This is a genomic window from Flavobacterium pokkalii, assembly GCF_014596575.1.
GTDB lineage: Bacteria > Bacteroidota > Bacteroidia > Flavobacteriales > Flavobacteriaceae > Flavobacterium > Flavobacterium pokkalii.
In genome coordinates this window covers 291,129-313,769 of sequence record NZ_NASZ01000001.1, presented here as the reverse complement: position 1 = coordinate 313,769, position 22,641 = coordinate 291,129, and the positions used below count along the sequence as shown (strand labels likewise).

The window sequence follows — 22,641 nt, the reverse complement described above, 5'->3', positions numbered from 1 at the left end:
AAAAGCCCGAAAAAATCAGAAATTATAAAATTGTTCGTTGAATGCTTAAAAGTAGTATTTTTGCACTATGGAAACAAACAGACAGAAAAAAATAGGCGGAGTTATTCAAAAAGATTTGGTGGATATTCTGCAAGGTGAAGTGAGAAAAAACGGTGTTAGTAATTTGGTTATTTCGGTATCCAAAGTTTCTGTAACCAGCGATTTATCTGTAGCAACCGTATATTTGAGTATTTTTCCACAGGAAAAAGCTCAGGAAACTTTGGAAGGAATAAAATCAAATACTCCTTTGATTAAACACGATTTAGCGCAACGTGTTCGCAAACAACTACGCCGTGTTCCTAATTTAGTTTTCTTTATCGATGACTCTTTGGATTATATTGAAAAAATTGACAATGCTTTGAAAAACAAAGAAAATCCAATTGAAAACAGAGATTTATTAGACCGAAGAAAACAATTTTAAGCATTTGAATTTTCCGCTTTACATAGCCAAACGTTACATTCGCAGCAACAGCAAAAACAATGCCATCAATATCATCAATCGTATTGCGAGCATGGGAATTATTGTGGGCGCGATGGCTTTGTTTGTGGTTTTATCGGTTTTTAGCGGACTAAAAGTTTTTAGTCTTTCATTTAGCAACAACATTGACCCCGACTTAAAAATATCGAGTACACTTGGTAAATCTTTTTTAGTCACTCCCGAACAAGAGAACAAAATCAAAAAAATTGAAGGTGTTACGGCTTTTTCCAAAATTATTGAAGAACGCGTTTTATTCACTTTCAACAACAAACAGGAGGTCACTTACCTAAAAGGCGTTGACTCCAATTACAGCAAAGTTAACAACGTTAACAAAATACTTTACAACGGTCAATGGCTTGAAAAAAATACTTATCAGGTAGTTGTAGGTTTTGGTTTTGTGCAAAAACTCTCTTTAGGCTTAATGGATTTCAATAACCATCTGGAAGTTTTAGTTCCAAAAGCCGGAAAAGGAAACATTGAAAGCGCCGAAGACGCCTTCAATTCATCGGAAATTTTCCCAATTGGGATTTATGCCATAAATGAAGATTTGGACTCCAAATATGTTTTTGCCGACTTAGGATTGGCTCAGGAATTATTGGAATACAAATCCAATCAGGTTTCCGGAATTGAACTCAAAGAAAAACCTAACTCCGATGAAAATACGATTATCAAAGAATTAAAGAGCATTTTTAACGGAAAAATCACCGTAAAAAACCGCGCACAGCTCAACGAATCCTTATATAAAATGTTGAACACCGAGAATATCGCGGTGTATTTGATTTTTACTTTGGTTATTATTGTGGCACTTTTTAACCTCATTGGAGCTCTGATTATGATGATTCTGGACAAAAAAGGAAATTTAAAAACCCTTTTTAATCTGGGAACAGAAATTAAAAGTCTGCGAAAAATATTTTTGCTTCAAGGGACTTTACTAAGCGTTTTTGGCGGACTAATCGGTCTTGCTCTGGGAATTATTATTGTGCTTTTACAGCAACATTTTGAGTGGATTATGATTACTCCAACGCTTCCCTATCCTGTTGTTTTTTCGATGGAAAATGTTGTAATCGTCATGGCAACCATTACCACACTGGGATTTGTTGCTTCACTAATTGCGAGTAGCCGAGTAAGTGAAAAATTATTAGATTAAAAAACTACACCACTTCGTAATTCGAATAAGCCTCATTGATTTCATCTAAAACCGCAAACAATTCTTCCGGATGATCCAGCGTAACTAATTTTTGTTTAAAAGTTTTAAACGAATGAATGCCTTTAAAATAATTGGTATAATGCGGACGGGTTTCTACAATTCCTAATCGTTCGCCTTTCCAGTCCATCGCCCAAGTCAAGTGATTGCGTACTGCTTCAACTCTGTCGACAACAGTAGGTTTTGCCAAATGTTCTCCTGTTTTTACAAAGTGTTTGATTTCGTTAAAAATCCATGGATAACCAATAGCAGCACGACCAATCATAATGCCGTCAACGCCGTATTTGTTTTTGTATTCTAAAGCTTTTTCAGGCGAATCAATATCACCATTCCCAAAGATAGGCATGGTTATTCGTGGATTATTTTTCACTCTCGCTATGTGCGACCAATCGGAATGTCCTTTGTACATCTGAGCTCGGGTTCGGGCATGAATACTCAAAGCAGCCACTCCAATATCCTGCAAACGCTCGGCAACCTCATCGATATTTATGGAATTATCATCCCAACCCAAACGGGTTTTTACTGTAACCGGAAGATTGGTACTATCAATCACGGCTTTTGTCAAACGCACCATCAAATCCACATCTTTCAAAACACCGGCTCCAGCACCTTTACAAACTACTTTTTTTACAGGACAACCAAAGTTGATATCAATCAAATCGGGATTTACTGTGGTTACAATTTTGGACGAAAGCGCCATAGCTTCTTCATCACCACCAAAAATTTGGATTCCTACCGGGCGTTCGTAATCAAAAATATCCAGCTTCATTCGGCTTTTAATAGCATCACGAATCAAACCTTCCGAAGAAATAAATTCAGAATACATCATATCGGCACCATGCATTTTACACAAACGACGAAATGGCGGATCGCTCACGTCCTCCATAGGCGCTAATAATAGTGGAAAATCAGGTAATTCTATGTTGCCAATCTTAATCATCTTCTCAAATTTGCTGCAAAATTACGTTTTTTAAACGAAACGATAAAAGAAGAATTAGGAAAGACTTATCACTTAAGCAATTAGTTTACTAATTATACGCTTTGAAGCTATCGAATTTAGCGTATATTTGCAGATTAATTGTCTTGTTTTTTCGGGATTGCGTTAGGGAGTGTAGCGGCATCCTTTTATGGAATGAAATGGAATAAAAGATAGAGCGGAAAGCCCGCCCCGTAGGAGAACGCCCAAAACAGGCAAGACAAAAAATTGATACAAAGAAGAAATGAAGCACATTAGAAATTTTTGCATTATTGCACATATTGACCACGGGAAAAGTACGTTGGCTGACCGATTATTAGCAGCTACGCAAACCGTTACGGCTCGTGAAGAAAAAGCACAGCTTTTGGACAACATGGATCTTGAGCGTGAACGTGGAATTACCATTAAGAGTCACGCTATTCAAATGGAATACAAATACAAGGGAGAAGAATATATTCTGAACCTTATTGATACTCCGGGACACGTGGATTTCTCTTATGAAGTTTCTCGTTCTATTGCTGCCTGCGAAGGTGCTTTGTTGATAGTAGATGCTGCTCAGAGTATTCAGGCGCAAACTATTTCGAACTTATATTTGGCTTTGGACAACGATTTGGAAATTATCCCGGTCTTAAACAAAGTCGATTTACCAAGTGCTAATCCGGAGGAAGTAAGTGACGATATTATTGATTTATTGGGATGCGACTTAGAAGATATTATTCACGCTTCGGGTAAAACCGGTTTTGGAGTTGAAAACATCCTGGCTGCAATTATTGAAAAAATTCCTGCTCCATCTGGAAACAAAGAGGAACCTTTACAAGCTTTGATTTTCGATTCACATTATAATCCTTTCCGTGGTATCGAAGTTATCTTTAGAGTGGTAAACGGTGAAATTACCAAAGGTCAGAAAATCAAATTCATGGCTACTGGAAATGAATATTTTGCCGATGAAGTAGGTACTTTAAAATTAAATCAGGTTCCGAAAAATAAAATTTCTACAGGTGATGTAGGTTATTTGATTTCGGGAATTAAAGAAGCTAAGGAAGTAAAAGTGGGTGATACTATTACCGACGCTAAAACTCCTACCAGCAATATGATTACGGGTTTTGAAGATGTAAAACCAATGGTATTTGCCGGAATTTATCCGGTGGACACCGAAGATTTTGAAGATTTACGTGCTTCGATGGAAAAGCTACAATTGAATGATGCTTCATTAGTTTTTTCTGCTGAAAGTTCTGCTGCTTTAGGATTTGGTTTCCGTTGTGGATTCTTAGGAATGTTACATATGGAAATTATTCAGGAGCGTTTGGAGCGTGAGTTCAACATGACTGTGATTACCACAGTTCCTAACGTTTCGTATTTGGCATATACGAAAAAAGAACCAGACACTCCAATTATCGTAAACAACCCAAGTGATTTACCAGATGCTACAAAATTGGATCGTGTAGAAGAACCATACATCAAAGCAACTATTATTACTAAAGCAGATTTCGTGGGTAACGTAATGAGTTTGTGTATCGAAAAACGAGGCTTGATTACTAATCAAACGTATTTAACAACGGAGCGTGTGGAATTGAATTTTGATATGCCTCTAGCTGAAATTGTATTTGATTTTTACGACAGATTAAAAACGGTTTCTAAAGGTTATGCTTCGTTTGATTACCACCCAATAGGAATGAGAGAATCCAAATTAGTTAAAATGGATATTTTATTAAATGCTAATCAACTAGATGCTCTTTCTGCTCTTATTCACGCTGACAACGCCTATACTATTGGTAAAAAAATGTGTGAAAAATTGCGTGAGTTAATCCCGAGACAACAGTTTGAAATTCCAATTCAAGCTTCTATTGGAGCAAAAATTATTGCTCGTGAAACCATTAAAGCTTTGCGTAAAGACGTTACGGCAAAATGTTATGGAGGAGATATTTCGCGTAAACGTAAGTTATTGGAAAAACAGAAAAAAGGTAAAAAACGTATGCGCCAGGTAGGAAACGTAGAAATTCCACAAGAGGCATTTATGGCTGTACTTAAATTAAATGATTAAAAGATTTTAAGATTGAATAATTGAAAACCTGATGATGAAAATTATCAGGTTTTTTTGTTTTTATTGAAAGTAATCTATTTAAAATGGAAAAATATTTATCGCTTTCAGTATTTACGAAATGATTCAATCTTTCAGAAAATTCAAAGCTAAAAACAATAAACTATTTTCATTAACTTTGTTACTATGGAAACTATAAAATTAAATATCGATTTAAGTGTCAATCAACTGATTGAAGCGGTAAAACAGCTTTCTCCAAAAGATCGTTTGAAAGTGAATGATGCCATTTGGAATGAAGACATTGAAATTCCTGTTGAACATCAAAAGATAGTTTTAGACAGAATGGCTAAAGCAAAAACAAATCCCGAAAGACTTTTAGACTGGGACAAAGTTTCTAAAACATTATAACTCTTGAGTTATCATTTAAAAATAGACATTGATGCGTTCAATGATATTCAGAGAACTTTTGAATGGTACGAGTTGCAATCAAAAGGTTTGGGTTTACGCTACAAAAACCAAACTAAAAAACAAATCAATGCTTTAAAAAAAGATCCATATTTGTTTTCTATTAAATACAATTCTATCCGTTGCCGAAAAATAGAAAAATTTCCTTTTCTCATTCATTATGAAATAAACGAAGAAAACAAAACAGTAACTGTTTTCGCAATTTTTCATACTTCAAGAAATCCTGAAATTTGGAAAACAAATCTTAAAAAATAATCAACCTGACGATGAAAATTGTCAGGTTTTTTTGTTTCCAAAAATCAAAAATTACATTTAAACTATGGCTTAAAAACTTTGTATCTTTGCCACTTTAAATTATAAATAAATGAACGGAGATTGCTTCGTTCCTCGCAATAATATGATTGAAGATAAAAACCCACAACGTACAAGCATTGCTCAATTGGGCGAATTTGGATTGATTGAACATCTTACCAAACATTTTGAAATAAATCAAGCTTCTACTTTAAAAGGTATTGGTGATGATGCCGCAGTTTTGGACTTTAAAGACAAAAAAGTAGTAGTTTCTACCGATATTATGGTAGAAGGTGTTCATTTTGACTTAGCTTATATGCCTTTGAAACATTTGGGATACAAAGCAGTTGTGACCAATGTTTCTGATATTTGCGCTATGAACGCCAAAGCAACACAAATCACAGTTTCTATTGCAGTTTCTAACCGTTTTACTTTGGAAGCTTTAGAAGAATTATATGAGGGAATAACTTTGGCAGCCACTGAATACAAAGTAGATGTGATTGGTGGAGACACCACTTCTTCCCAAAAAGGATTAATTATTAGCATCACCGTGTTAGGCGAAGCAGATGAAGAAGAAATTGTTTATCGCAATGGGGCAAAACCAACAAATTTATTGGTAGTAACTGGAGATATTGGTGCCGCTTATATGGGATTACAGGTTTTAGAAAGAGAAAAACAGGTCTTTCAGGTAAATCCAAATTCGCAACCTGACTTAGAATTATATACCTATTTAATTGAACGTCAATTAAAGCCGGAAGCCCGAAAGGATGTTCGCACTTTATTACATGCTTTGGAAATCAAACCTACAGCTATGATTGATATTTCGGATGGATTATCTTCGGAAATTATTCATTTGTGCAAACAATCCAATGTTGGCTGTAATTTATACGAAGATAAATTACCACTGGATCCTCAATTTATCAATGTTTGCGAAGAATTCAATATTGACAGTACCACTGTTGCCATCAATGGAGGTGAAGATTACGAGTTACTGTTTACGATTCCTATTGAAGATTTTGACAAAATAAAAGGGAATCCAAATTTTTCTATCATTGGACACATGACTGAAGAAAGTGAAGGCATTCATCTTGTAACCCGTGCCAATACCAAAATCCCTTTGAAAGCAAGAGGCTGGAACGCACTCAGCGAATAAATCACACCAAACTATTACAATAAAAAAAAACGCAAATTCAGGATATTTATTCTGAATTTGCGTTTTTAATTTTTACGGTATTTTTAGAAAATCAAGCCTTTATTTTTAGCAGCTCTCACCAAATCGCTATCTTCTCCATCAACTACTTCGAATAACTCTTTTAGATTTGCCTTTCTGGATTCAATGGCATTTAGAGAAATTGGTACAAACTGGGGAATATCTTGTATTTTGGTTCCTTTGGACAAATGAAACAAAATCTGTTTATCAAATAAATCTATTTCAATCGAATTATCATGCGAGCTTAACATTTCCAAAATAGATTTACTATAATATATTTCGTCATTAATAACCTTATCAAAAGCAATTAACAATTCGTCAAAAGTCAAATCATTTTTTATCACTAAACCTCTGGGACTAACATTATTTATCAAAGTTTTTAACTTTAAAAACTCCGTAAACATCGTTAACATTACAATCTTGCAATCAGGCATGTATTGCAAAATTAATTTAGCCAAATCTTCTCCGGAATACAGTTCTTTTTCCTCATAGGAAGGCATACTTATATCCAAAAAAGCAATATCAAAAACAGCTGTATCAGGATTAGTAATTAAATCAAAAGCCGACTGACAGTCTTTTGCTTCAGCAATTACAAACTCATAAGCATTTGGATTATATCTTGTAATGGCATTTTTGTACCCCTGAATAATAAACGGATGATCATCAACAATCAAAATGTTTTTCTTGAGCTTAGTTTCAGTTGTCATTTGCTTTATCAAATATTAATATTATTCTAAGGGAATACTAACCGTAATTGTGGTTCCTTTACCAACTTCTGATTTTACATTAAAAGTTCCATTACACTCTTTAGAACGCGAAATCATATTTTGCAACCCAATGCCTTTCTTTTTAAGATTTACATTAAAACCAATTCCATCATCAGTAATGGTTAACAGAATACTATTTTCCTGTTTTTTCAAATCAACTTTAACAGTAGTTGCTTTTGCGTATTTATTAATATTCTGCAAAGACTCCTGAATAATACGGTACAAATTAATTTTTACCGAATTGACTGCTAAATCCCATCTAATAGTAGAATCGATACTCGAAAATAATTTTGCTGAAAACGTCTTCCTTTGTTCCTCAAAAAGATTGTCTACAATAGCAACGAAGTTATTAATTAATTCTGATTTTTCCCTGTTCAAATCATGTGAAATTTCACGAATATCCTGTTCGATATTTTTCAATTCAGCCAGATAATCATTTCGCTGACTAACCGCCAAATCATCATTAAAGGGATTCAAACCTTCCAAGTTCATTCTCACCCCAAACATTCTACCCAAAACACCGTCGTGTAATTCCTGCGCCACACGTTTTTTTTCCTGAACCCTGTTAGCTTCAATAGTATTTTGCTGGGAAATCATCAGGTTATAAATATCCTCATTAGCTTTCTGTTGCTGTTGTTTATACAAAAGCTCTCTATTCTTCGCCTTTTGTGATTTAATGATGTAGATAAACATTCCTAAAATTGCAATCCCGGAGAAAAAATAAACCAATCGTCTATTTTTAGCTTCTAAATCCGAATTTTCACCTTTTATCTGATCCGTTTCATATTCTATACGAGAAAATTTTTCGCCTATTTTTCGTTCTTCTCTCTGCAACTCTTCATTGATTCGGATATACTCTTTTGTGTAAGCAGAAGCATTTTTCGGATCTAAAACTGAAATTTGATTCAAAGCTCTCATCACATCACGAGGAACATTAGTACTCCTTGCGAGAGAAAGTGCTTCTTTAGAAAATTGTAAAGCTTTTGCTGTATCTTCCCTAGAACTATAATACTCAGACAAATGCATTTTACTAACAAAAACTCCAGAAGCTAATTTCAAACTATCCCATATTTTTAATGATTGATAAAATAAATTAGGAAGATCTCTTTTCTCTTCTAGTTTAAACTTAGCATACCCCAAATTATCTAATAAAAAAGCCTCTATATTTAAATCCTGGTTATCTATCTTTTGTTGCTCTATTCCTTTAATAAAATAATCTTTTGCTACCGCAAAATTTTTCAAATTCACATAAACTAACCCTAAATTTAAGTATGAAATGGCCATTGTTTGACTCTTTCCTATTATTTGCATTTTATCGAGCGTTTTCAACGCTTTATTATGATATAAGATAGAATTTTCATACTCTCCCATTCCATTATATACTTTCCCTAAAATATTATAAGCATCATAATTTACCTCATTAACTACATCATTATTTCTATCACCCTTAATCGTTCGTAAAACCTTAAAGACCTCTTTTTCACTACTAACAAAATCTCCAACTTTAAATAATAAATCAGCTTTATTTATGAGTGTTCTGGCTAATTCAGATTTTACACTTAATTTATCATACATCTTTTCAGCCTTGTAATAATTTAAAAAGGCCGAATCTGCTATAGACTTTTGGAGGTAATAATCACCGAGATAACCATATGCTTTCGCCAAACTTAAAGTATCTTTAACCTCTTGTGATTTTTCTAAAATCAAATTGACTGTCTTACTATATTCTTTCCAATTATTAAGATTATAATACCTGTTAGCAATTTTAAAGAGATTTACCCTATTTAAAGAATCATTTTCCTGATGAATGACTATTTCATTAGCCTTACTAACATAATCAAGTCTTTTTTGTTTCGGAAGATTAAAATCATTAGCTAAAGAAAAATAAACTAAAAGACTGTCATTTGTTACTTGAATAGACTTATTATCTGTTTTCTTTTGATTGCAACAAAAAAAAACAAATAATACCAACCAAAAGATTAATTTAACTCCAATTGTCTTCAAAAGTAAATTTCAATTTCGTCAAAAATACTAATTTAAAGTTAACAGCATAAAAAAAGGCTGTCAAATTTGACAGCCTCTAATATTTTAGGATAGAGTATTTAATTATCAGTTTTGATTGTTCTGCTACCTCCATCGATATTAGCTATATTATCTGTTTTAATAGTTCTGCTACCTCCATCGATATTAGCTATATTATCTGTTTTAATAGTTCTACTTCCTCCATCGATATTAACAACATTATCAGTTTTGATTGTTCTACTTCCTCCATCAATAGAAGTTGAAGCTGTGAAAGAAGTTAAAACTAACATTAAAGAGAATAATCCGATTGTTACGATTGATTTTTTCATGACTTGGGTTTTTTATGTTTTAATATTTTTTTACTTATTAATCGAAAGCGCTTGAGCGTTTTTCTTGAAGTAAAATTACATAGACAACCCTTATTTCATGCCTGTTTTCAGGCGTTTATGGTAGAATAACCCCGTTTATGAGTGAATGAACCTCAAATCTGGGTAAACGACCGTTTTTTAAATTTTCAGGTAATTTCCATTTGAAATTTCAGAAACAACCGAGAGCTATTATTTGCTTTACACGATTTACAGAATGAAATTTTAGCATTAGAATTCTTAATAGCATACTGAATTTCCAGTATAAATTCTGGAAATTAAAGACTATTACAATAAAGCTACAGAATGTACTTTTTTAAATTTCTAAATAATTTCCGTTTGAAATTTCAGAAATAATAAGATCAATGTTTGCCTTATATGATTTGGAGAAAGGAATTTTGGCAGCAGAATTTTTGATATAACACACTGCATTTCCGGTATGAATTCGGGAAATCAAATTACTATTTACAATATAACTGTTGTGAATTCGAACAAAAGGAAAGGACAAAACATTTTCAAAATGTTTCAACGTTTTAAAAGCCGTAACGGTTTCGCCCGTACTTAAATGAATATCCGTTGAATTATTATCAGCCTGCAAATAACAAATATCTCTGGTATCAATATATCTATAATCTCCATAGGACTTAATACACAGAATAAGCGGCTCAGTAACTGTTGGTGTCTCATGCTCGGCTACAAAACTGGTTTTGGGATCTTCTTCCTCTTTTAAACTTTCTGTCTCAACCACTTTTTCCGAAACTCCAGTAGCTTTTTTTAGCTTTAAGACCAACTTTACAAAATCAATCCGCGCCAAAGGTTTGAGTAAATAATCAGTAACCTGATACTGAATGGCTTCGAAAGCAAAATCCTTTTTAGAAGTAGTAATTATTATTTTCGGAATTACATTTAAATAACGATACAATTCGTTAATCAATGCTAAGGAAAGGTTGCTTTTCTTATTTTTAGGATCAATTTCAAGAAAAACCAGTTGAGGATTGTGCTCTAAAATCAAATTCAAACCTTCTTCGTAGTTATTAGCAGAGCCGACAAAAGTAAGTTCAGAAAAACCTTCAGCTACTGCTTTGGTTTCCATGACACTTTCAGGACTGTCATCAATAATAACGTACGAATAATTCATTTGAGGCACTTTCTAATATAATTAGATCGCACAACATTAGTTTAAAGTATAATTATGTAGGTAGTTTTGGGAACTAAATCAAAAATTGGTTTTAGAAAAAACAACAACTTTCAACTAGCTAAAAATAAACATTTAACTTATTTTTCACATTAAATAGCCTGAGAAATCGATAAAGTACCGATACTAGTTGATAAAGAGTAAATAAATCCGACCAAGAGCAATTCTATTTTATTTTAATCTTCATAATTTTACAATTATTTCATTTCAAAAACGAAAAAAGCCCTCCAAAAAGGAGAGCTTTCATCAAAATTGTATAAAAAAATTACATCTTCATTAACCAATTTTTCATCGAAACTTCATTTTCGATAATTCCTGCCAACTCAGAAATTTTAACACGATCCTGTTTCATCGTATCTCTATGACGAATAGTTACTGTTTGATCTTCAATTGTTTGATGATCTACTGTAATACAAAACGGAGTTCCTAAAGCATCCTGTCTTCTGTAGCGACGTCCTACCGCATCTTTCTCATCATAAGCCACATTAAAGTTCCATTTTAAATCGGCAATAATTTGATGTGCAATTTCAGGCAAACCATCTTTTTTTACCAATGGCAAAACTGCCGCTTTTGTAGGCGCCAAAACCGCCGGCAATTTCAACACCGTTCTTGACGAACCATCTTCTAATGTTTCTTCCTGTAAAGAAGTTGCAAAAACAGCTAGGAACATTCTGTCCAAACCTACCGAAGTTTCTACTACATAAGGAACGTAGTTTTCATTTAGCTCAGGATCAAAATATTGCAATTTTCTACCAGAATATTGTTCATGCGCTTTTAAATCAAAATCAGTACGCGAATGAATTCCTTCTAATTCTTTAAATCCAAAAGGGAAATTAAATTCAATATCAGCCGCAGCATTAGCATAATGCGCTAATTTTTCGTGATCATGGTAACGGTAATTTTCTTTTCCAAGACCTAAAGACAAATGCCATTTTAAACGCGTTTCTTTCCAGTGCTCATACCACTTCATTTCCTCTCCCGGACGAACAAAAAACTGCATCTCCATTTGTTCAAACTCACGCATACGGAAAATAAATTGTCTTGCTACAATCTCATTTCTGAACGCCTTCCCTGTTTGAGCAATTCCGAAAGGAACTTTCATTCTACCAGATTTTTGAACATTTAAAAAGTTTACAAAAATCCCCTGAGCGGTTTCCGGACGCAAATACAAATCCATTGCATTATCGGCCGAAGCACCTAATTTGGTTCCAAACATCAGGTTAAACTGTTTTACTTCAGTCCAGTTTCTGGAACCTGACTCAGGACAGGCAATTTCTAATTCTTCGATCAAAGCTTTTACATCAGCCAAATCCTCATTCCCTAAAGAGCGAGCCATTCTTTCCAAAATTTCTCTTTCTTTAGCTTTATATTCTTTCACACGGGCATTTGTAGAAACAAATTCCTCCTCGTTGAAAGCATCACCAAAACGAACACGGGCTTTTTCAATTTCTTTGATTGCTTTTTGATTTAACTTTTCAGCATAATCTTCAATCAAAACATCAGCGCGGTATCTTTTTTTCGAATCTTTATTATCAATTAACGGATCATTAAAAGCATCTACGTGGCCGGAAGCTTTCCAGGTAGTTGGATGCATTAATATTGCAGCGTCAAGCCCTACAATATTTTCATTCATCTGAACCATTGCTTTCCACCAATATTCGCGGATGTTCTTTTTTAACTCCACTCCGTTTTGTGCATAATCATAAACTGCACTTAAACCATCGTAAACTTCGCTGGACGGAAAAATAAACCCGTACTCTTTTGCGTGCGAAACTACATTCTTAAATATATCTTCTTGTTTTGCCATAGTGGTGCAAAAATATAAAAAGTGTATTTAAAAAAAAGAAAATAATTAAAGTTTGAACCCTTGATTTTTATAATTTTAGAACAAATAAAGCTTCTAACATGTTTAACAGCATCCTAAATCTTTTTTTTCCTAAAATTTGTCCGGGTTGCGAAGCAATTCTTTTAACTAACGAAAAAGTAATTTGCAGCATTTGCCGTCATAATATCCCGCTTACCAATCATCATTTATTAAAAGAAAACGAAGCTTATCAGAAATTTTATGGTCGAATTCCGCTTGAACATGCTTCGGCTTTTTTATATTTTCACAAAAAAGGAATCGTACAAAACCTTATTCATCATCTAAAATACAAAGGGCAACAGGAAATAGGAGATGTTTTAGGTCAATGGTACACCGAAGATTTAGAAACTACCATACAAGCCTTAAGTGCCGACGAAATTATACCCGTTCCTTTGCACCCAAAAAAATTCAAAGAAAGAGGCTATAATCAGGTTACTAATTTTGGAAAATCACTCTCAGGAAAATTACAACTAAAATACAACGACGGCATTTTATTTCGAAAAGTCTATTCGAAAACACAATCTCAAAAAAACCTTTTAGATCGTTCTCAAAATATCGAATCTATTTTTGATGTTCATTTCACCGAAAAAGACCACAACAAACACTTTATCCTAATCGATGATGTAATCACAACCGGAGCCACACTCGAAGCCTGCAGTCGTGCTTTATTAAAAATACCCGGAGCTAAAATCAGCATTATTTGTATGGCTATGGCACAATCTTAACAAAAACAAAACATTGAAAACCAACAAAAAAAGAGATTAAAATCCTAAAAAGCAATTGATTTTTTCTCATAAAAAATAACAAAAAAACAGATTATATCATTTATTTAACGAACAAGTATTTCCAATTCCAAACTTAAATGTTTAATTTTGGATAAATTATTTATAAATCTTAAACAAAAAATATCATGGCTTTTGAATTACCTCAATTACCTTATGCGTACGACGCACTAGAACCACATATTGATGCACGTACAATGGAAATCCACCATACAAAACATCATAATGCTTACACTACTAACCTTAACGCTGCCATTGCCGGTACTGATATGGAAGGTAAAACAATTGAAAACATATTAATTAACCTTGATATGTCTAATGCTGCTGTTCGTAATAATGGTGGAGGTTTTTACAATCACAATCTTTTCTGGACTGTAATGTCTCCAAACGGAGGAGGACAACCAACAGGAGAATTATTAGCTGCTATCGAAGCTGCTTTTGGATCTTTTGAAGAATTCAAAGCTAAATTTGCCAAAGCAGGAGCAACACAGTTTGGTTCAGGATGGGCTTGGTTATGTGTACAAAAAGATGGAAAATTAGACGTTTGTGGAACTCCAAACCAAGACAACCCATTAATGCCAGGTGTTGGATGTGGTGGAACTCCAATCTTAGGAATGGACGTTTGGGAACACGCTTACTACTTAAACTACCAAAACAGAAGACCAGATTATATCGAAGCTTTCTTCAATGTAATTAACTGGACTGAAGTAGCCAGAAGATACGCTTCAGAAAAATAGTATTTTTAGATAAAAGAATACAGAAAATAGAGAATAGACAAATGACTGAAAAGTTATTTGTCTATTTTTTTTGTTTTTATTCCAAAGTTGATTTTATCTTTTTAGAACTTTATTCTAATAAAAAAGACGAGCCAAATATATATTTCGCTCGTCTTTTACTCTATTTACTTTACTCAATTTTAATCCAATAAAAAAGGTGGAATTGCTTCCACCTTTTTTGCCCCAAATCTACCATAAACTTAACCTACTAATATTATGGTATGACAAATTTATCTCAGATATAACTTAATAACAAATATTCAGGATAAACGACACAAAAAACCGATAAATAACGTGATTTATCGATTAATATGCCCTAGCATCTTTACCTTCATAAAAATTCATGAAAGCGCGGTTCACCACACGGTTTCCTCCCGGCGTAGGATAATCTCCCGTAAAGTACCAGTCACCTAAATTTTTTGGACAAGCTACATGTAAATCTTCTACTGTTTGGAAAATAATTTTAACCTCTGCTTTAATCTCCGGAGAGCTTAACATCACAGCAATTTTATCTGAAATTTCCTGATCGGTAAACGGTTCATAAATAGCCGTCACATAGTTCACCACATCCACATCTTTAAAGTCTTCCTGTGATTTACATTTTGCATAAACTTCATCCACAATATGATATAGATTTCTTTCTTTCAAAAGCTCTAAAGCAGCCCTAAAAGCGACCAAACCTTCTAACTTAGCCATATCAATCCCGTAACAATCCGGATAACGAATTTGCGGTGCAGAAGAAACAATCACAATTCGCTTTGGATTCAAACGATCCATCATTTTGATGATACTCTTTTTAAGCGTAGTTCCTCTTACAATACTATCATCAATAATCACCAGATTATCTTCCGGCTTAATCACACCATAAGTTACATCATAAACGTGAGCAACCAAATCATCACGACTATCATCCGCTGTAATAAACGTTCTTAATTTAGCATCTTTAATCGCAACTTTTTCGGTACGAATTTTAACTTCTAATAATTCCTTTAAAGTTTCTGCCGTTAATGTATTTCTATTTTCTAAGATGTAATTGTTTTTTCTTTGATTTAAGAAATCCTGAGCTGCTTCAACCAATCCAAAGAAAGAAGTTTCAGCTGTATTTGGAATATAAGAAAATACCGTGTTATCTGTATCCTGATCAATAGCTTTCAAAACTGCCGGCAGGATTAATTTTCCTAAATCTTTTCTTTCCTGATAAATTTCAGCATCACTTCCTCTGGAGAAATAAATTCGCTCAAAAGAACAAGCTTTTTTAACCGTTGGGGTCAAAATTTCTTTCATTGAAACCGCTCCGTTTTTCTTGATAATCAAAGCACTTCCCGGATCAATTTCTTTAACTTCATCAAATGGGACATTAAAAACTGTTTGAATAACCGGTCTTTCTGAAGCTACCACTACAATTTCATCATCCTGATAAAAATAAGCCGGACGAATTCCAGCCGGATCTCTAAACACAAAAGCATCACCATGACCTAACAAACCAGCCATAGCATAACCTCCATCCAGATTTTTAGCCGAACGCGCCAAAATTTTAGCCACATCCAGTCTTTCTGCAATTACCGGAGAAGCCTCTTGTTTTGAATAACCTTCCGCTTTACAATCCTGGTACAACTGCATTACTTCTTTATCTAAGAAGTGACCAATTTTTTCCATTACAGTAACGGTATCAGCCATTTCTTTTGGATGTTGTCCTAATTCAACCAAATTTTGAAATAACTCTTTAACATTTGTCATGTTAAAGTTACCCGCCAAAATAAGGTTACGATGCATCCAGTTACTTTGTCTTAAAAACGGATGCACACTTTCAATACTGTTTTTACCAAAAGTTCCATAACGCACATGCCCCAAGAACAATTCTCCTATATAAGGAATATTCTTTTTTTGCGCCGCCACATCATCGGCATATTCCGGATTAGCAGTCAACTCTTCATTAATTCTTTCATTAATCTGAGTAAACACATCTTGAATTGGCTGAGCCTGATTAGAACGAACTCGGCTAATATATCTCTCTCCCGGCTCCACATCCAGTTTGATACTTGCAAATCCGGCTCCATCCTGCCCACGATTGTGCTGTTTCTCCATCATCAGATACATTTTTTGTATCCCATAAAAGGCAGAACCATACTTTTCTTTGTAATATTCAAGCGGTTTAAGCAGTCTAACTAAAGCTATTCCACATTCATGTTTTAAAGCGTCGCTCATTGTAAATTTATTTGTAGTGTGAGTTTTTTACTAAACTATTAAAAACAATACTAATTAAAAAAGCCCCGTTTCCGAGGCTTCAAAGCATTATAATTCTATATCAAATTGTGTCAATGATTTAAATTGTTTTAATCGCGACACAACTTCTTCTTTATCTAAACTAAGCATTCGTTCTGTTCCAAATTTTTCCACGCAAAAGGAAGCTAAATTGGAACCATAAATAATTGCATTTTTCATATTCTCAAAAGAAACATTTTCACTTTGAGTAATAAATCCGGCGAAACCTCCCGCAAAAGTATCTCCTGCCCCTGTTGGATCAAAAACTTCTTCTAATGGTAATGCCGGCGCAAAAAACACATTGTTTTCATGAAACAACAATGCTCCGTGCTCTCCTTTTTTTATCACCACATATTCCGGACCCATCGCCTGAATTTTAGCCGCAGCTTTCACTAAAGAATATTCTCCCGAAAGTTGTCTGGCTTCTTCATCATTAATAGTAATAACATCTACACGCTTAATAACGTCCAGCAATTCAGGTAAAGCACAATCCATCCAAAAATTCATAGTATCCAAAACTACTAATTTAGGCTTGCTCTCTAACTGATCCAAAACACCACTTTGCACTAACGGATGCAGGTTCCCAAGCATCACCACATCGGCATTTTTAAAATTTTGAGGAACTTTTGGCTGAAAATCGGCCAAAACATTTAATTGCGTATCCAAAGTATCTCTTGAATTCAAATCGTTATGATAACGACCGCTCCAAAAGAAAGTTTTACCTCCTTGTACTACTTCAAGACCGGAAATATCAATCTTTCTATCTGTCAGTAAATCAATATATTCTTGAGGAAAATCATCTCCAACAACAGAGACGATAGCTGATTGCAGGTTGAAAAAAGCTGCCGAAAGTCCAATATAAGTTCCCGCTCCACCTAATATCTTATCGGTTTTTCCGAATGGGGTTTCAATTGCGTCGAAAGCAACAGTTCCAACAATCAATAATTTATTCATTTTATGAATTTCGAAATTTAAGCTGCAAAGATAATTTATCTCTTGCAAAGTTGCAAAGTTTTAAGCTCAGTTTATTACTTAGCAGCTTTTACTTCCAGCTGACTCTTCATATTTCTAAAAGTATAAAACGGTGCTTTAGCTATCATCATATTAATAAAAAAAGCCGGAATATTAGATTCGGGATCACCATACAACTGCTGTGTAACCTGAGTATGATTAGCATCCAATTTTTTCAAAGTCCAAATCCCTTTGAATTTTGTTAATCGAACCACATCTTTTTTCTCCTTCACATAATTATTATAAGGCGTAAGCAAAACAACATAATCCTCCTTTCTTTTTTGAAGCTGAACTTTCGAAACATGATCCCGGTCTTTTACAGGCCATTCAATATCATTATGAATATAAAAAATCCAAACAGAGTCGTTTATTTTTTTTACCAAATCCGACTCCGCTATCCTGTAACTCCAGTTTTTAAGATTTTTTATATCCAGAATTTTTTTCAGCACCGTATCAACTGGCGACTTAACCTGCATGGTTACCTTATATTCTTTTATTGCAACCGAATCGGTTTTTCGGGTATAAACCTTTACCCCTTCTTTATCAATAGCTAACTCCCATGACCTTTGCTGAAAAGCAAAACCAGAGAACATAAAAATGAAAATAAAAAAGAATTTAGTCATCTTGTGAATTTATAAAAAATCAAATCAATTTTCCGTCTTCATTTTCATAAAAAGCATCAATTGACAAACTCTTTTGATTGGAAGCAAAAACAGCCAGCTCATCACAACGTTCATTTTGAGGGTGACTATTATGTCCTTTAATCCATTTAAAATCCACCTGATGTTTGCGATACACTTTTAAAAAGCGCTGCCACAAATCGGCATTTTTTCTTCCTGCAAAAGCTTTTTTTTCCCAACCTAAAACCCATTTCTTAACCACAGAATCCACTACATACTTAGAATCTGAAACAACCAGCACTTTCATATTCGGATTTTTTAATTTTTCCAACCCTACGATTACCGCCAACAATTCCATTCTATTATTTGTAGTATAACGAAACCCCTCATAAAACTCTTTTTTATGAGATGTCCCCACCAATTCCATAATCACACCATAACCTCCGGGGCCGGGATTCCCTTTTGCAGCGCCATCAGTATATATATGTACCTGATATTCCAATTTTACGATTTAGCCTTTAACAAATCAGCGACAACTCCCGGAAAATACTTTTGTTCCAATTCATGAATTTTTTCAGCCACTACCTCAGGCGAATCTGTTCCTAAAACCGTTACCTGTTTTTGAAAAATAATAGCACCTTCATCATAATGTTCATTTACATAATGAATGGTAATCCCCGTTTCTTTCTCTCTGTTTTCTACAACTGCCTTATGCACATGCATTCCATACATTCCTTTTCCGCCATATTTTGGCAACAAAGCAGGATGAATATTAATAACCTTATCCGGATAAGCTTCGATGATAGCATCAGGAAATTTTAATAGAAAACCAGCCAAAACTATCAAATCAGGTTGAATATCATTTATTTTTTGTAATAATTCACTTTCGTTTAATTCTGATTTTGTAAAAATCACGCAAGGAACATTATTATTTTTTGCCCTGTCAATCACTTTTGCATTTGCATTATTAGTAAAAACACTTACTACTTCGGCAAGAGCCGTTCCTTGAAAATATTTAATAATATTTTCGGCATTTGTCCCAGATCCAGAAGCAAAAACAACAATTTTTTTCATATTTCATCTCATTTAAGTCACACAAAAAAAAGAATAAAAAACGAAATTAAATAGCTTTGATATCTCTTTGTTTAAAATTATTTTTTATTTTAGATGTCACATTTATCAACTTAATAGTTGTTTTAAAATAAAGTTTTTTATTTTTGCCACAAAATTAAATTCTAAAATTAAAGATTATGTCAGACATTGCATCAAGAGTAAAAGCGATTATCGTAGACAAATTAGGCGTTGACGAAAACGAAGTTGTAACAGAAGCAAGCTTCACTAATGATTTAGGAGCTGACTCATTAGACACTGTTGAGCTTATTATGGAATTCGAAAAAGAATTCGATATTCAAATTCCAGACGATCAAGCTGAAAACATTGCTACTGTTGGTCAAGCTATTTCTTACATCGAAGAAGCTAAAAAATAATAAATATTCACCCATATCTGAATTTTAGGTATGGGTGTTATTATTTTTTCAATTGAGAATTACAGATTGAATTTCAATCAAAAAAGATACACACAATCTAAATCACCCACTACTTTATAATTATACAGTAAAGAGAGTGGGTTTATTTGTTAATACATAACAAAATTTAAATGTATGGAATTAAGGCGAGTAGTTGTAACAGGTTTAGGAGCGCTTACCCCAATAGGTAATACTGTTGAGGAGTATTGGAATAGTCTTATTAACGGAGTTAGCGGAGCTGCACCAATCACTTATTTTGACGCGTCAAAATTCAAAACACAGTTTGCTTGTGAATTAAAAAACTTCAATGTTGAAAATTTTATTGATCGCAAGGAAGCCAGAAAAATGGATCGCTTTACACAATATGCAGTAGTTTCTGCAACTGAAGCGATGGAAGATGCCAATTTCGATTTAGACAAAATTGATGTTGACAGAGCAGGAGTTATTTGGGGTTCAGGTATCGGAGGTTTAGAAACCTTTCAAATAGAAATGCTAAACTATGCCGCTGGTGACGGGACACCAAAATTCAACCCTTTCTTCATCCCTAAAATGATTGGCGATATTGCTTGCGGGCATATTTCCATCAAATACGGCTTTAGAGGACCTAACTTTGGAACTGTTTCTGCTTGTGCTTCTTCCACAAACGCTATTATTGACGCATTCAACTATATCCGCTTAGGTCATGCTGACGTAATGGTAACCGGAGGTTCAGAAGCAGCAGTAACTATTGCAGGAATGGGAGGTTTTAACGCTTTGCACGCATTATCTACAAGAAATGACGCCCCTGAAACAGCTTCAAGACCGATGGACAAAGACAGAGATGGTTTTGTTTTAGGCGAAGGTGCCGGAGCATTAATCTTAGAAGAATACGAGCATGCAATTGCACGTGGCGCTAAAATCTATTGTGAAATAGGCGGAGGCGGTATGTCTGCTGATGCGCACCACATTACAGCTCCTCATCCGGAAGGGTTAGGTGCCAAAAATGTAATGCTAAACTGCCTGAGAGATGCCGGTTTAAAACCAACTGACGTTGACGGTGTTAACATGCACGGAACTTCAACTCCACTTGGAGATCAGGCTGAATCAAAAGCTATTTTACAAGTTTTTGGAGAACATGCTTACACCATGAACCTAAATTCTACAAAATCTATGACTGGTCACTTGTTAGGAGCTGCCGGAGCTATTGAAACAATTGCTTCTATTCTGTCTTTAAAACACGGAATTGTTCCTCCGACAATTAATCATTTTACAGATGATGAAACTATTGACCCAAAATTAAACTTCACTTTCAATACAGCTCAAAAGAGAGAAATGAATGTGGTTATGAGCAATACTTTTGGTTTTGGAGGTCATAATGCTTGTGTATTAGTGAAAAAATTAGGATTCTAATTTGATACTATGAGTATATTCAAAAAAATATTCAAAAAATCCCGTTCTCAAGAAGACGGGATTTTTTTTGATGCCATCCAAAAAATACTGGGATTTCCCCCTGGAAAACTGAGTCATTACCAAAAAGCCTTTACACATCGCTCCTCCGGAAAAACCGATGCAACAGGAAACCCTGTTAGCTATGAACGCTTGGAATTTCTTGGCGATGCCATGTTAAGCTCAGTAATTGCAGCGCATTTATTTAACGAAGTACCACACGGAGACGAAGGCTATTTAACTAAAATGCGCTCAAAAATTGTCAGCAGAGAACACCTTAACGAATTGGGAAAAGATTTAGATCTGATACGATTTGTTGACAGCAAAGTACCGGTGCAACATTTTGGTGAAAACATCCACGGCAATATTTTTGAATCACTCATTGGAGCTATTTATCTGGACAAAGGCTATTTTTTCTGCGAAAAATTCATTCAAAAAAAAGTAATTACTCCTTATGTTGACATTCCCCGACTGGAAGGAAAAGTTATCAGCTACAAAAGTTTAATTATCGAATGGTGTCAAAAAGAAAAAAGACAATTTCATTATGACATTTACGAAGATAACGCCATAGATGGTCAGCGTTTATTTGGAGTAAAATTAAGCATTGATGAAAAAGTAGTTGCAAAAGCACGTGCAACTTCTAAAAAGAAAGCCGAAGAAAAAGCTTCCCAACGCGCTTATTTTGCATTTCAGGAAAAAATGAACAAAAAATAAGACTGTTTTTCTTCACTCTACAACGTTTTCGTTTTAAATTTAACGAATTCCTTGTATTTTCAACACTTAAACTTAGGGAGAAATAGTATATTTACATCTTTATTTTTAAAGAAGATGGCTGTTCATAAACTAAGTCTTGATGAATTTGACGAAATAGACTATAATCTAATCGCAATTCACACATCTTTAGACGATTATAGATTGGCATATTTTATCAATCAAAAACTTCCCATAAATCTCGCCAAGAGCGAAGATGAAGTTCATATAAATGTCAAAGAAGGCGAAACAATGTTTTCGAGATTTTATTTTTATGACGAAGAAAATACTGTGTCCTGGAATTTGGTTCAAAACAAAAATGAAGTTGTACCGGACAATAACTTTCAGGCTCAGGATTTATTTTCAAACACAGAAGAAGGCATATCAGCAAAAGCATATTTGTTGCCCGAATTAAAAAAAGCCGACTATTTTTTAAAAATAGACAACACCGATGACAGCATCGATGTAAACACAATAAAAACAATATTAAATACAATAGACAATATAACAGCAGTTTATACTGTTGAAACAAAACAAATAAAATCTAAAAACAATCTAATTTTTTAACGCAAATG

The 22,641-nt window shown here is 34.1% G+C and carries 23 protein-coding genes; 12 read left to right on the top strand and 11 right to left on the bottom strand.

All coding sequences use genetic code 11. The annotated features are described in order from the left end of the window. Positions 1 to 67 precede the first annotated feature (67 nt). Positions 68 to 460, top strand: a complete 393-nt coding sequence (gene rbfA / locus B6A10_RS01395; protein WP_026714786.1) for a 30S ribosome-binding factor RbfA — start codon at positions 68 to 70, stop codon at positions 458 to 460. A gap of 4 nt (positions 461 to 464) precedes the next feature. Then, entirely contained in the window at positions 465 to 1,664 is a 1,200-nt protein-coding gene (locus B6A10_RS01390; protein ID WP_188219412.1) for an ABC transporter permease, read from the top strand. Positions 1,665 to 1,668: 4 nt separating this feature from the next. Here B6A10_RS01390 and dusB read toward each other — a convergent pair whose 3' ends face one another. Beyond that, the gene (dusB, locus tag B6A10_RS01385) at positions 1,669 to 2,661 is read right to left on the bottom strand and encodes a tRNA dihydrouridine synthase DusB (RefSeq protein ID WP_188219411.1); all 993 of its coding nucleotides are present in this window, start codon (positions 2,659 to 2,661) and stop codon (positions 1,669 to 1,671) included. A 280-nt stretch (positions 2,662 to 2,941) separates the two neighbouring features. Between dusB and lepA the strand changes: the two genes are divergently transcribed. From lepA to thiL, 4 genes are all read left to right on the top strand, one after another. Continuing rightward, positions 2,942 to 4,738, top strand: a complete 1,797-nt coding sequence (lepA, locus tag B6A10_RS01380; protein ID WP_055091275.1) for a translation elongation factor 4 — start codon at positions 2,942 to 2,944, stop codon at positions 4,736 to 4,738. A gap of 183 nt (positions 4,739 to 4,921) precedes the next feature. Beyond that, entirely contained in the window at positions 4,922 to 5,143 is a 222-nt protein-coding gene (locus B6A10_RS01375; protein WP_055091274.1) for an addiction module protein, read from the top strand. Between the two features lie 3 nt (positions 5,144 to 5,146). After that, positions 5,147 to 5,455: a type II toxin-antitoxin system RelE/ParE family toxin gene (locus tag B6A10_RS01370; RefSeq protein WP_055091273.1), complete on the top strand. Its 309-nt coding sequence runs from the start codon at positions 5,147 to 5,149 to the stop codon at positions 5,453 to 5,455. 142 nt (positions 5,456 to 5,597) lie between these two features. After that, positions 5,598 to 6,644, top strand: coding sequence for a thiamine-phosphate kinase (gene thiL, locus B6A10_RS01365; RefSeq protein WP_055091326.1), 1,047 nt, complete (start codon positions 5,598 to 5,600; stop codon positions 6,642 to 6,644). An 83-nt stretch (positions 6,645 to 6,727) separates the two neighbouring features. Here the strand turns inward: thiL and B6A10_RS01360 are convergent, their stop codons facing one another. The 5 genes from B6A10_RS01360 to B6A10_RS01340 form a co-directional block, all read right to left on the bottom strand. Continuing rightward, the gene (locus B6A10_RS01360) at positions 6,728 to 7,408 is read right to left on the bottom strand and encodes a response regulator (protein ID WP_055091272.1); all 681 of its coding nucleotides are present in this window, start codon (positions 7,406 to 7,408) and stop codon (positions 6,728 to 6,730) included. Positions 7,409 to 7,429: 21 nt separating this feature from the next. Continuing rightward, on the bottom strand, positions 7,430 to 9,175 hold the full coding sequence (locus tag B6A10_RS01355; protein WP_238929349.1) for a tetratricopeptide repeat-containing sensor histidine kinase: 1,746 nt from the start codon (positions 9,173 to 9,175) through the stop codon (positions 7,430 to 7,432). 395 nt (positions 9,176 to 9,570) lie between these two features. Then, positions 9,571 to 9,819: a hypothetical protein gene (locus B6A10_RS01350; RefSeq protein WP_188219410.1), complete on the bottom strand. Its 249-nt coding sequence runs from the start codon at positions 9,817 to 9,819 to the stop codon at positions 9,571 to 9,573. A gap of 352 nt (positions 9,820 to 10,171) precedes the next feature. Continuing rightward, complete coding sequence (locus B6A10_RS01345) at positions 10,172 to 10,993, bottom strand: LytR/AlgR family response regulator transcription factor (RefSeq protein ID WP_188219409.1); 822 nt, start codon at positions 10,991 to 10,993, stop codon at positions 10,172 to 10,174. A 322-nt stretch (positions 10,994 to 11,315) separates the two neighbouring features. Next, on the bottom strand, positions 11,316 to 12,857 hold the full coding sequence (locus B6A10_RS01340; RefSeq protein ID WP_055091269.1) for a glycine--tRNA ligase: 1,542 nt from the start codon (positions 12,855 to 12,857) through the stop codon (positions 11,316 to 11,318). A gap of 98 nt (positions 12,858 to 12,955) precedes the next feature. On the opposite strand from B6A10_RS01340, the gene B6A10_RS01335 reads away from it, so the two are divergent. Continuing rightward, complete coding sequence (locus B6A10_RS01335) at positions 12,956 to 13,639, top strand: ComF family protein (RefSeq protein WP_188219408.1); 684 nt, start codon at positions 12,956 to 12,958, stop codon at positions 13,637 to 13,639. A gap of 185 nt (positions 13,640 to 13,824) precedes the next feature. Next, positions 13,825 to 14,433 carry a superoxide dismutase gene (locus tag B6A10_RS01330; RefSeq protein WP_055091267.1) on the top strand — a complete coding sequence of 203 codons (609 nt, stop codon included), beginning with the start codon at positions 13,825 to 13,827 and terminating at the stop codon, positions 14,431 to 14,433. Between the two features lie 345 nt (positions 14,434 to 14,778). Here B6A10_RS01330 and B6A10_RS01325 read toward each other — a convergent pair whose 3' ends face one another. The 5 genes from B6A10_RS01325 to purN all read right to left on the bottom strand — a co-directional run bounded on the left by B6A10_RS01325 (position 14,779) and on the right by purN (position 19,439). Continuing rightward, a complete protein-coding gene (locus B6A10_RS01325; protein WP_188219407.1) occupies positions 14,779 to 16,677 on the bottom strand; it encodes an amidophosphoribosyltransferase in 1,899 nt (632 codons plus the stop codon). A gap of 87 nt (positions 16,678 to 16,764) precedes the next feature. Beyond that, the gene (locus B6A10_RS01320) at positions 16,765 to 17,688 is read right to left on the bottom strand and encodes a PfkB family carbohydrate kinase (protein WP_188219406.1); all 924 of its coding nucleotides are present in this window, start codon (positions 17,686 to 17,688) and stop codon (positions 16,765 to 16,767) included. Positions 17,689 to 17,762: 74 nt separating this feature from the next. Further along, the gene (locus B6A10_RS01315) at positions 17,763 to 18,368 is read right to left on the bottom strand and encodes an START domain-containing protein (RefSeq protein ID WP_188219405.1); all 606 of its coding nucleotides are present in this window, start codon (positions 18,366 to 18,368) and stop codon (positions 17,763 to 17,765) included. A 19-nt stretch (positions 18,369 to 18,387) separates the two neighbouring features. After that, positions 18,388 to 18,867, bottom strand: a complete 480-nt coding sequence (rnhA, locus tag B6A10_RS01310) for a ribonuclease HI (protein WP_055091264.1) — start codon at positions 18,865 to 18,867, stop codon at positions 18,388 to 18,390. A gap of 2 nt (positions 18,868 to 18,869) precedes the next feature. Then, positions 18,870 to 19,439, bottom strand: coding sequence for a phosphoribosylglycinamide formyltransferase (purN, locus tag B6A10_RS01305; RefSeq protein WP_188219404.1), 570 nt, complete (start codon positions 19,437 to 19,439; stop codon positions 18,870 to 18,872). A gap of 176 nt (positions 19,440 to 19,615) precedes the next feature. Between purN and B6A10_RS01300 the strand changes: the two genes are divergently transcribed. The 4 genes from B6A10_RS01300 (at position 19,616) to B6A10_RS01285 (ending at position 22,633) form a co-directional block, all read left to right on the top strand. Next, entirely contained in the window at positions 19,616 to 19,852 is a 237-nt protein-coding gene (locus B6A10_RS01300; protein WP_007137004.1) for an acyl carrier protein, read from the top strand. A gap of 174 nt (positions 19,853 to 20,026) precedes the next feature. Continuing rightward, positions 20,027 to 21,280, top strand: coding sequence for a beta-ketoacyl-ACP synthase II (gene fabF / locus B6A10_RS01295; RefSeq protein WP_026714808.1), 1,254 nt, complete (start codon positions 20,027 to 20,029; stop codon positions 21,278 to 21,280). A gap of 9 nt (positions 21,281 to 21,289) precedes the next feature. Continuing rightward, entirely contained in the window at positions 21,290 to 22,030 is a 741-nt protein-coding gene (locus B6A10_RS01290) for a ribonuclease III family protein (RefSeq protein WP_026714809.1), read from the top strand. A 114-nt stretch (positions 22,031 to 22,144) separates the two neighbouring features. Continuing rightward, positions 22,145 to 22,633, top strand: a complete 489-nt coding sequence (locus B6A10_RS01285; RefSeq protein WP_055091262.1) for an IPExxxVDY family protein — start codon at positions 22,145 to 22,147, stop codon at positions 22,631 to 22,633. The last annotated feature ends 8 nt before the right edge of the window (positions 22,634 to 22,641 follow it).

Excerpts from the sequence above, each read along its gene's own strand:
- B6A10_RS01335 (WP_188219408.1), top strand. The coding sequence starts at position 12,956 with ATGTTTAACAGCATCCTAAATCTTTTTTTTCCTAAAATTTGTCCGGGT.
- B6A10_RS01320 (WP_188219406.1), bottom strand. The coding sequence starts at position 17,688 with ATGAATAAATTATTGATTGTTGGAACTGTTGCTTTCGACGCAATTGAA.
- purN (WP_188219404.1), bottom strand. The coding sequence starts at position 19,439 with ATGAAAAAAATTGTTGTTTTTGCTTCTGGATCTGGGACAAATGCCGAA.
- B6A10_RS01330 (WP_055091267.1), top strand. The coding sequence starts at position 13,825 with ATGGCTTTTGAATTACCTCAATTACCTTATGCGTACGACGCACTAGAA.
- B6A10_RS01285 (WP_055091262.1), top strand. The coding sequence starts at position 22,145 with ATGGCTGTTCATAAACTAAGTCTTGATGAATTTGACGAAATAGACTAT.
- B6A10_RS01360 (WP_055091272.1), bottom strand. The coding sequence starts at position 7,408 with ATGACAACTGAAACTAAGCTCAAGAAAAACATTTTGATTGTTGATGAT.
- dusB (WP_188219411.1), bottom strand. The coding sequence starts at position 2,661 with ATGATTAAGATTGGCAACATAGAATTACCTGATTTTCCACTATTATTA.
- B6A10_RS01315 (WP_188219405.1), bottom strand. The coding sequence starts at position 18,368 with ATGACTAAATTCTTTTTTATTTTCATTTTTATGTTCTCTGGTTTTGCT.
- B6A10_RS01375 (WP_055091274.1), top strand. The coding sequence starts at position 4,922 with ATGGAAACTATAAAATTAAATATCGATTTAAGTGTCAATCAACTGATT.
- B6A10_RS01325 (WP_188219407.1), bottom strand. The coding sequence starts at position 16,677 with ATGAGCGACGCTTTAAAACATGAATGTGGAATAGCTTTAGTTAGACTG.
- B6A10_RS01300 (WP_007137004.1), top strand. The coding sequence starts at position 19,616 with ATGTCAGACATTGCATCAAGAGTAAAAGCGATTATCGTAGACAAATTA.
- B6A10_RS01290 (WP_026714809.1), top strand. The coding sequence starts at position 21,290 with ATGAGTATATTCAAAAAAATATTCAAAAAATCCCGTTCTCAAGAAGAC.
- fabF (WP_026714808.1), top strand. The coding sequence starts at position 20,027 with ATGGAATTAAGGCGAGTAGTTGTAACAGGTTTAGGAGCGCTTACCCCA.
- B6A10_RS01345 (WP_188219409.1), bottom strand. The coding sequence starts at position 10,993 with ATGAATTATTCGTACGTTATTATTGATGACAGTCCTGAAAGTGTCATG.
- B6A10_RS01340 (WP_055091269.1), bottom strand. The coding sequence starts at position 12,857 with ATGGCAAAACAAGAAGATATATTTAAGAATGTAGTTTCGCACGCAAAA.
- lepA (WP_055091275.1), top strand. The coding sequence starts at position 2,942 with ATGAAGCACATTAGAAATTTTTGCATTATTGCACATATTGACCACGGG.
- B6A10_RS01350 (WP_188219410.1), bottom strand. The coding sequence starts at position 9,819 with ATGAAAAAATCAATCGTAACAATCGGATTATTCTCTTTAATGTTAGTT.
- thiL (WP_055091326.1), top strand. The coding sequence starts at position 5,598 with ATGATTGAAGATAAAAACCCACAACGTACAAGCATTGCTCAATTGGGC.
- rbfA (WP_026714786.1), top strand. The coding sequence starts at position 68 with ATGGAAACAAACAGACAGAAAAAAATAGGCGGAGTTATTCAAAAAGAT.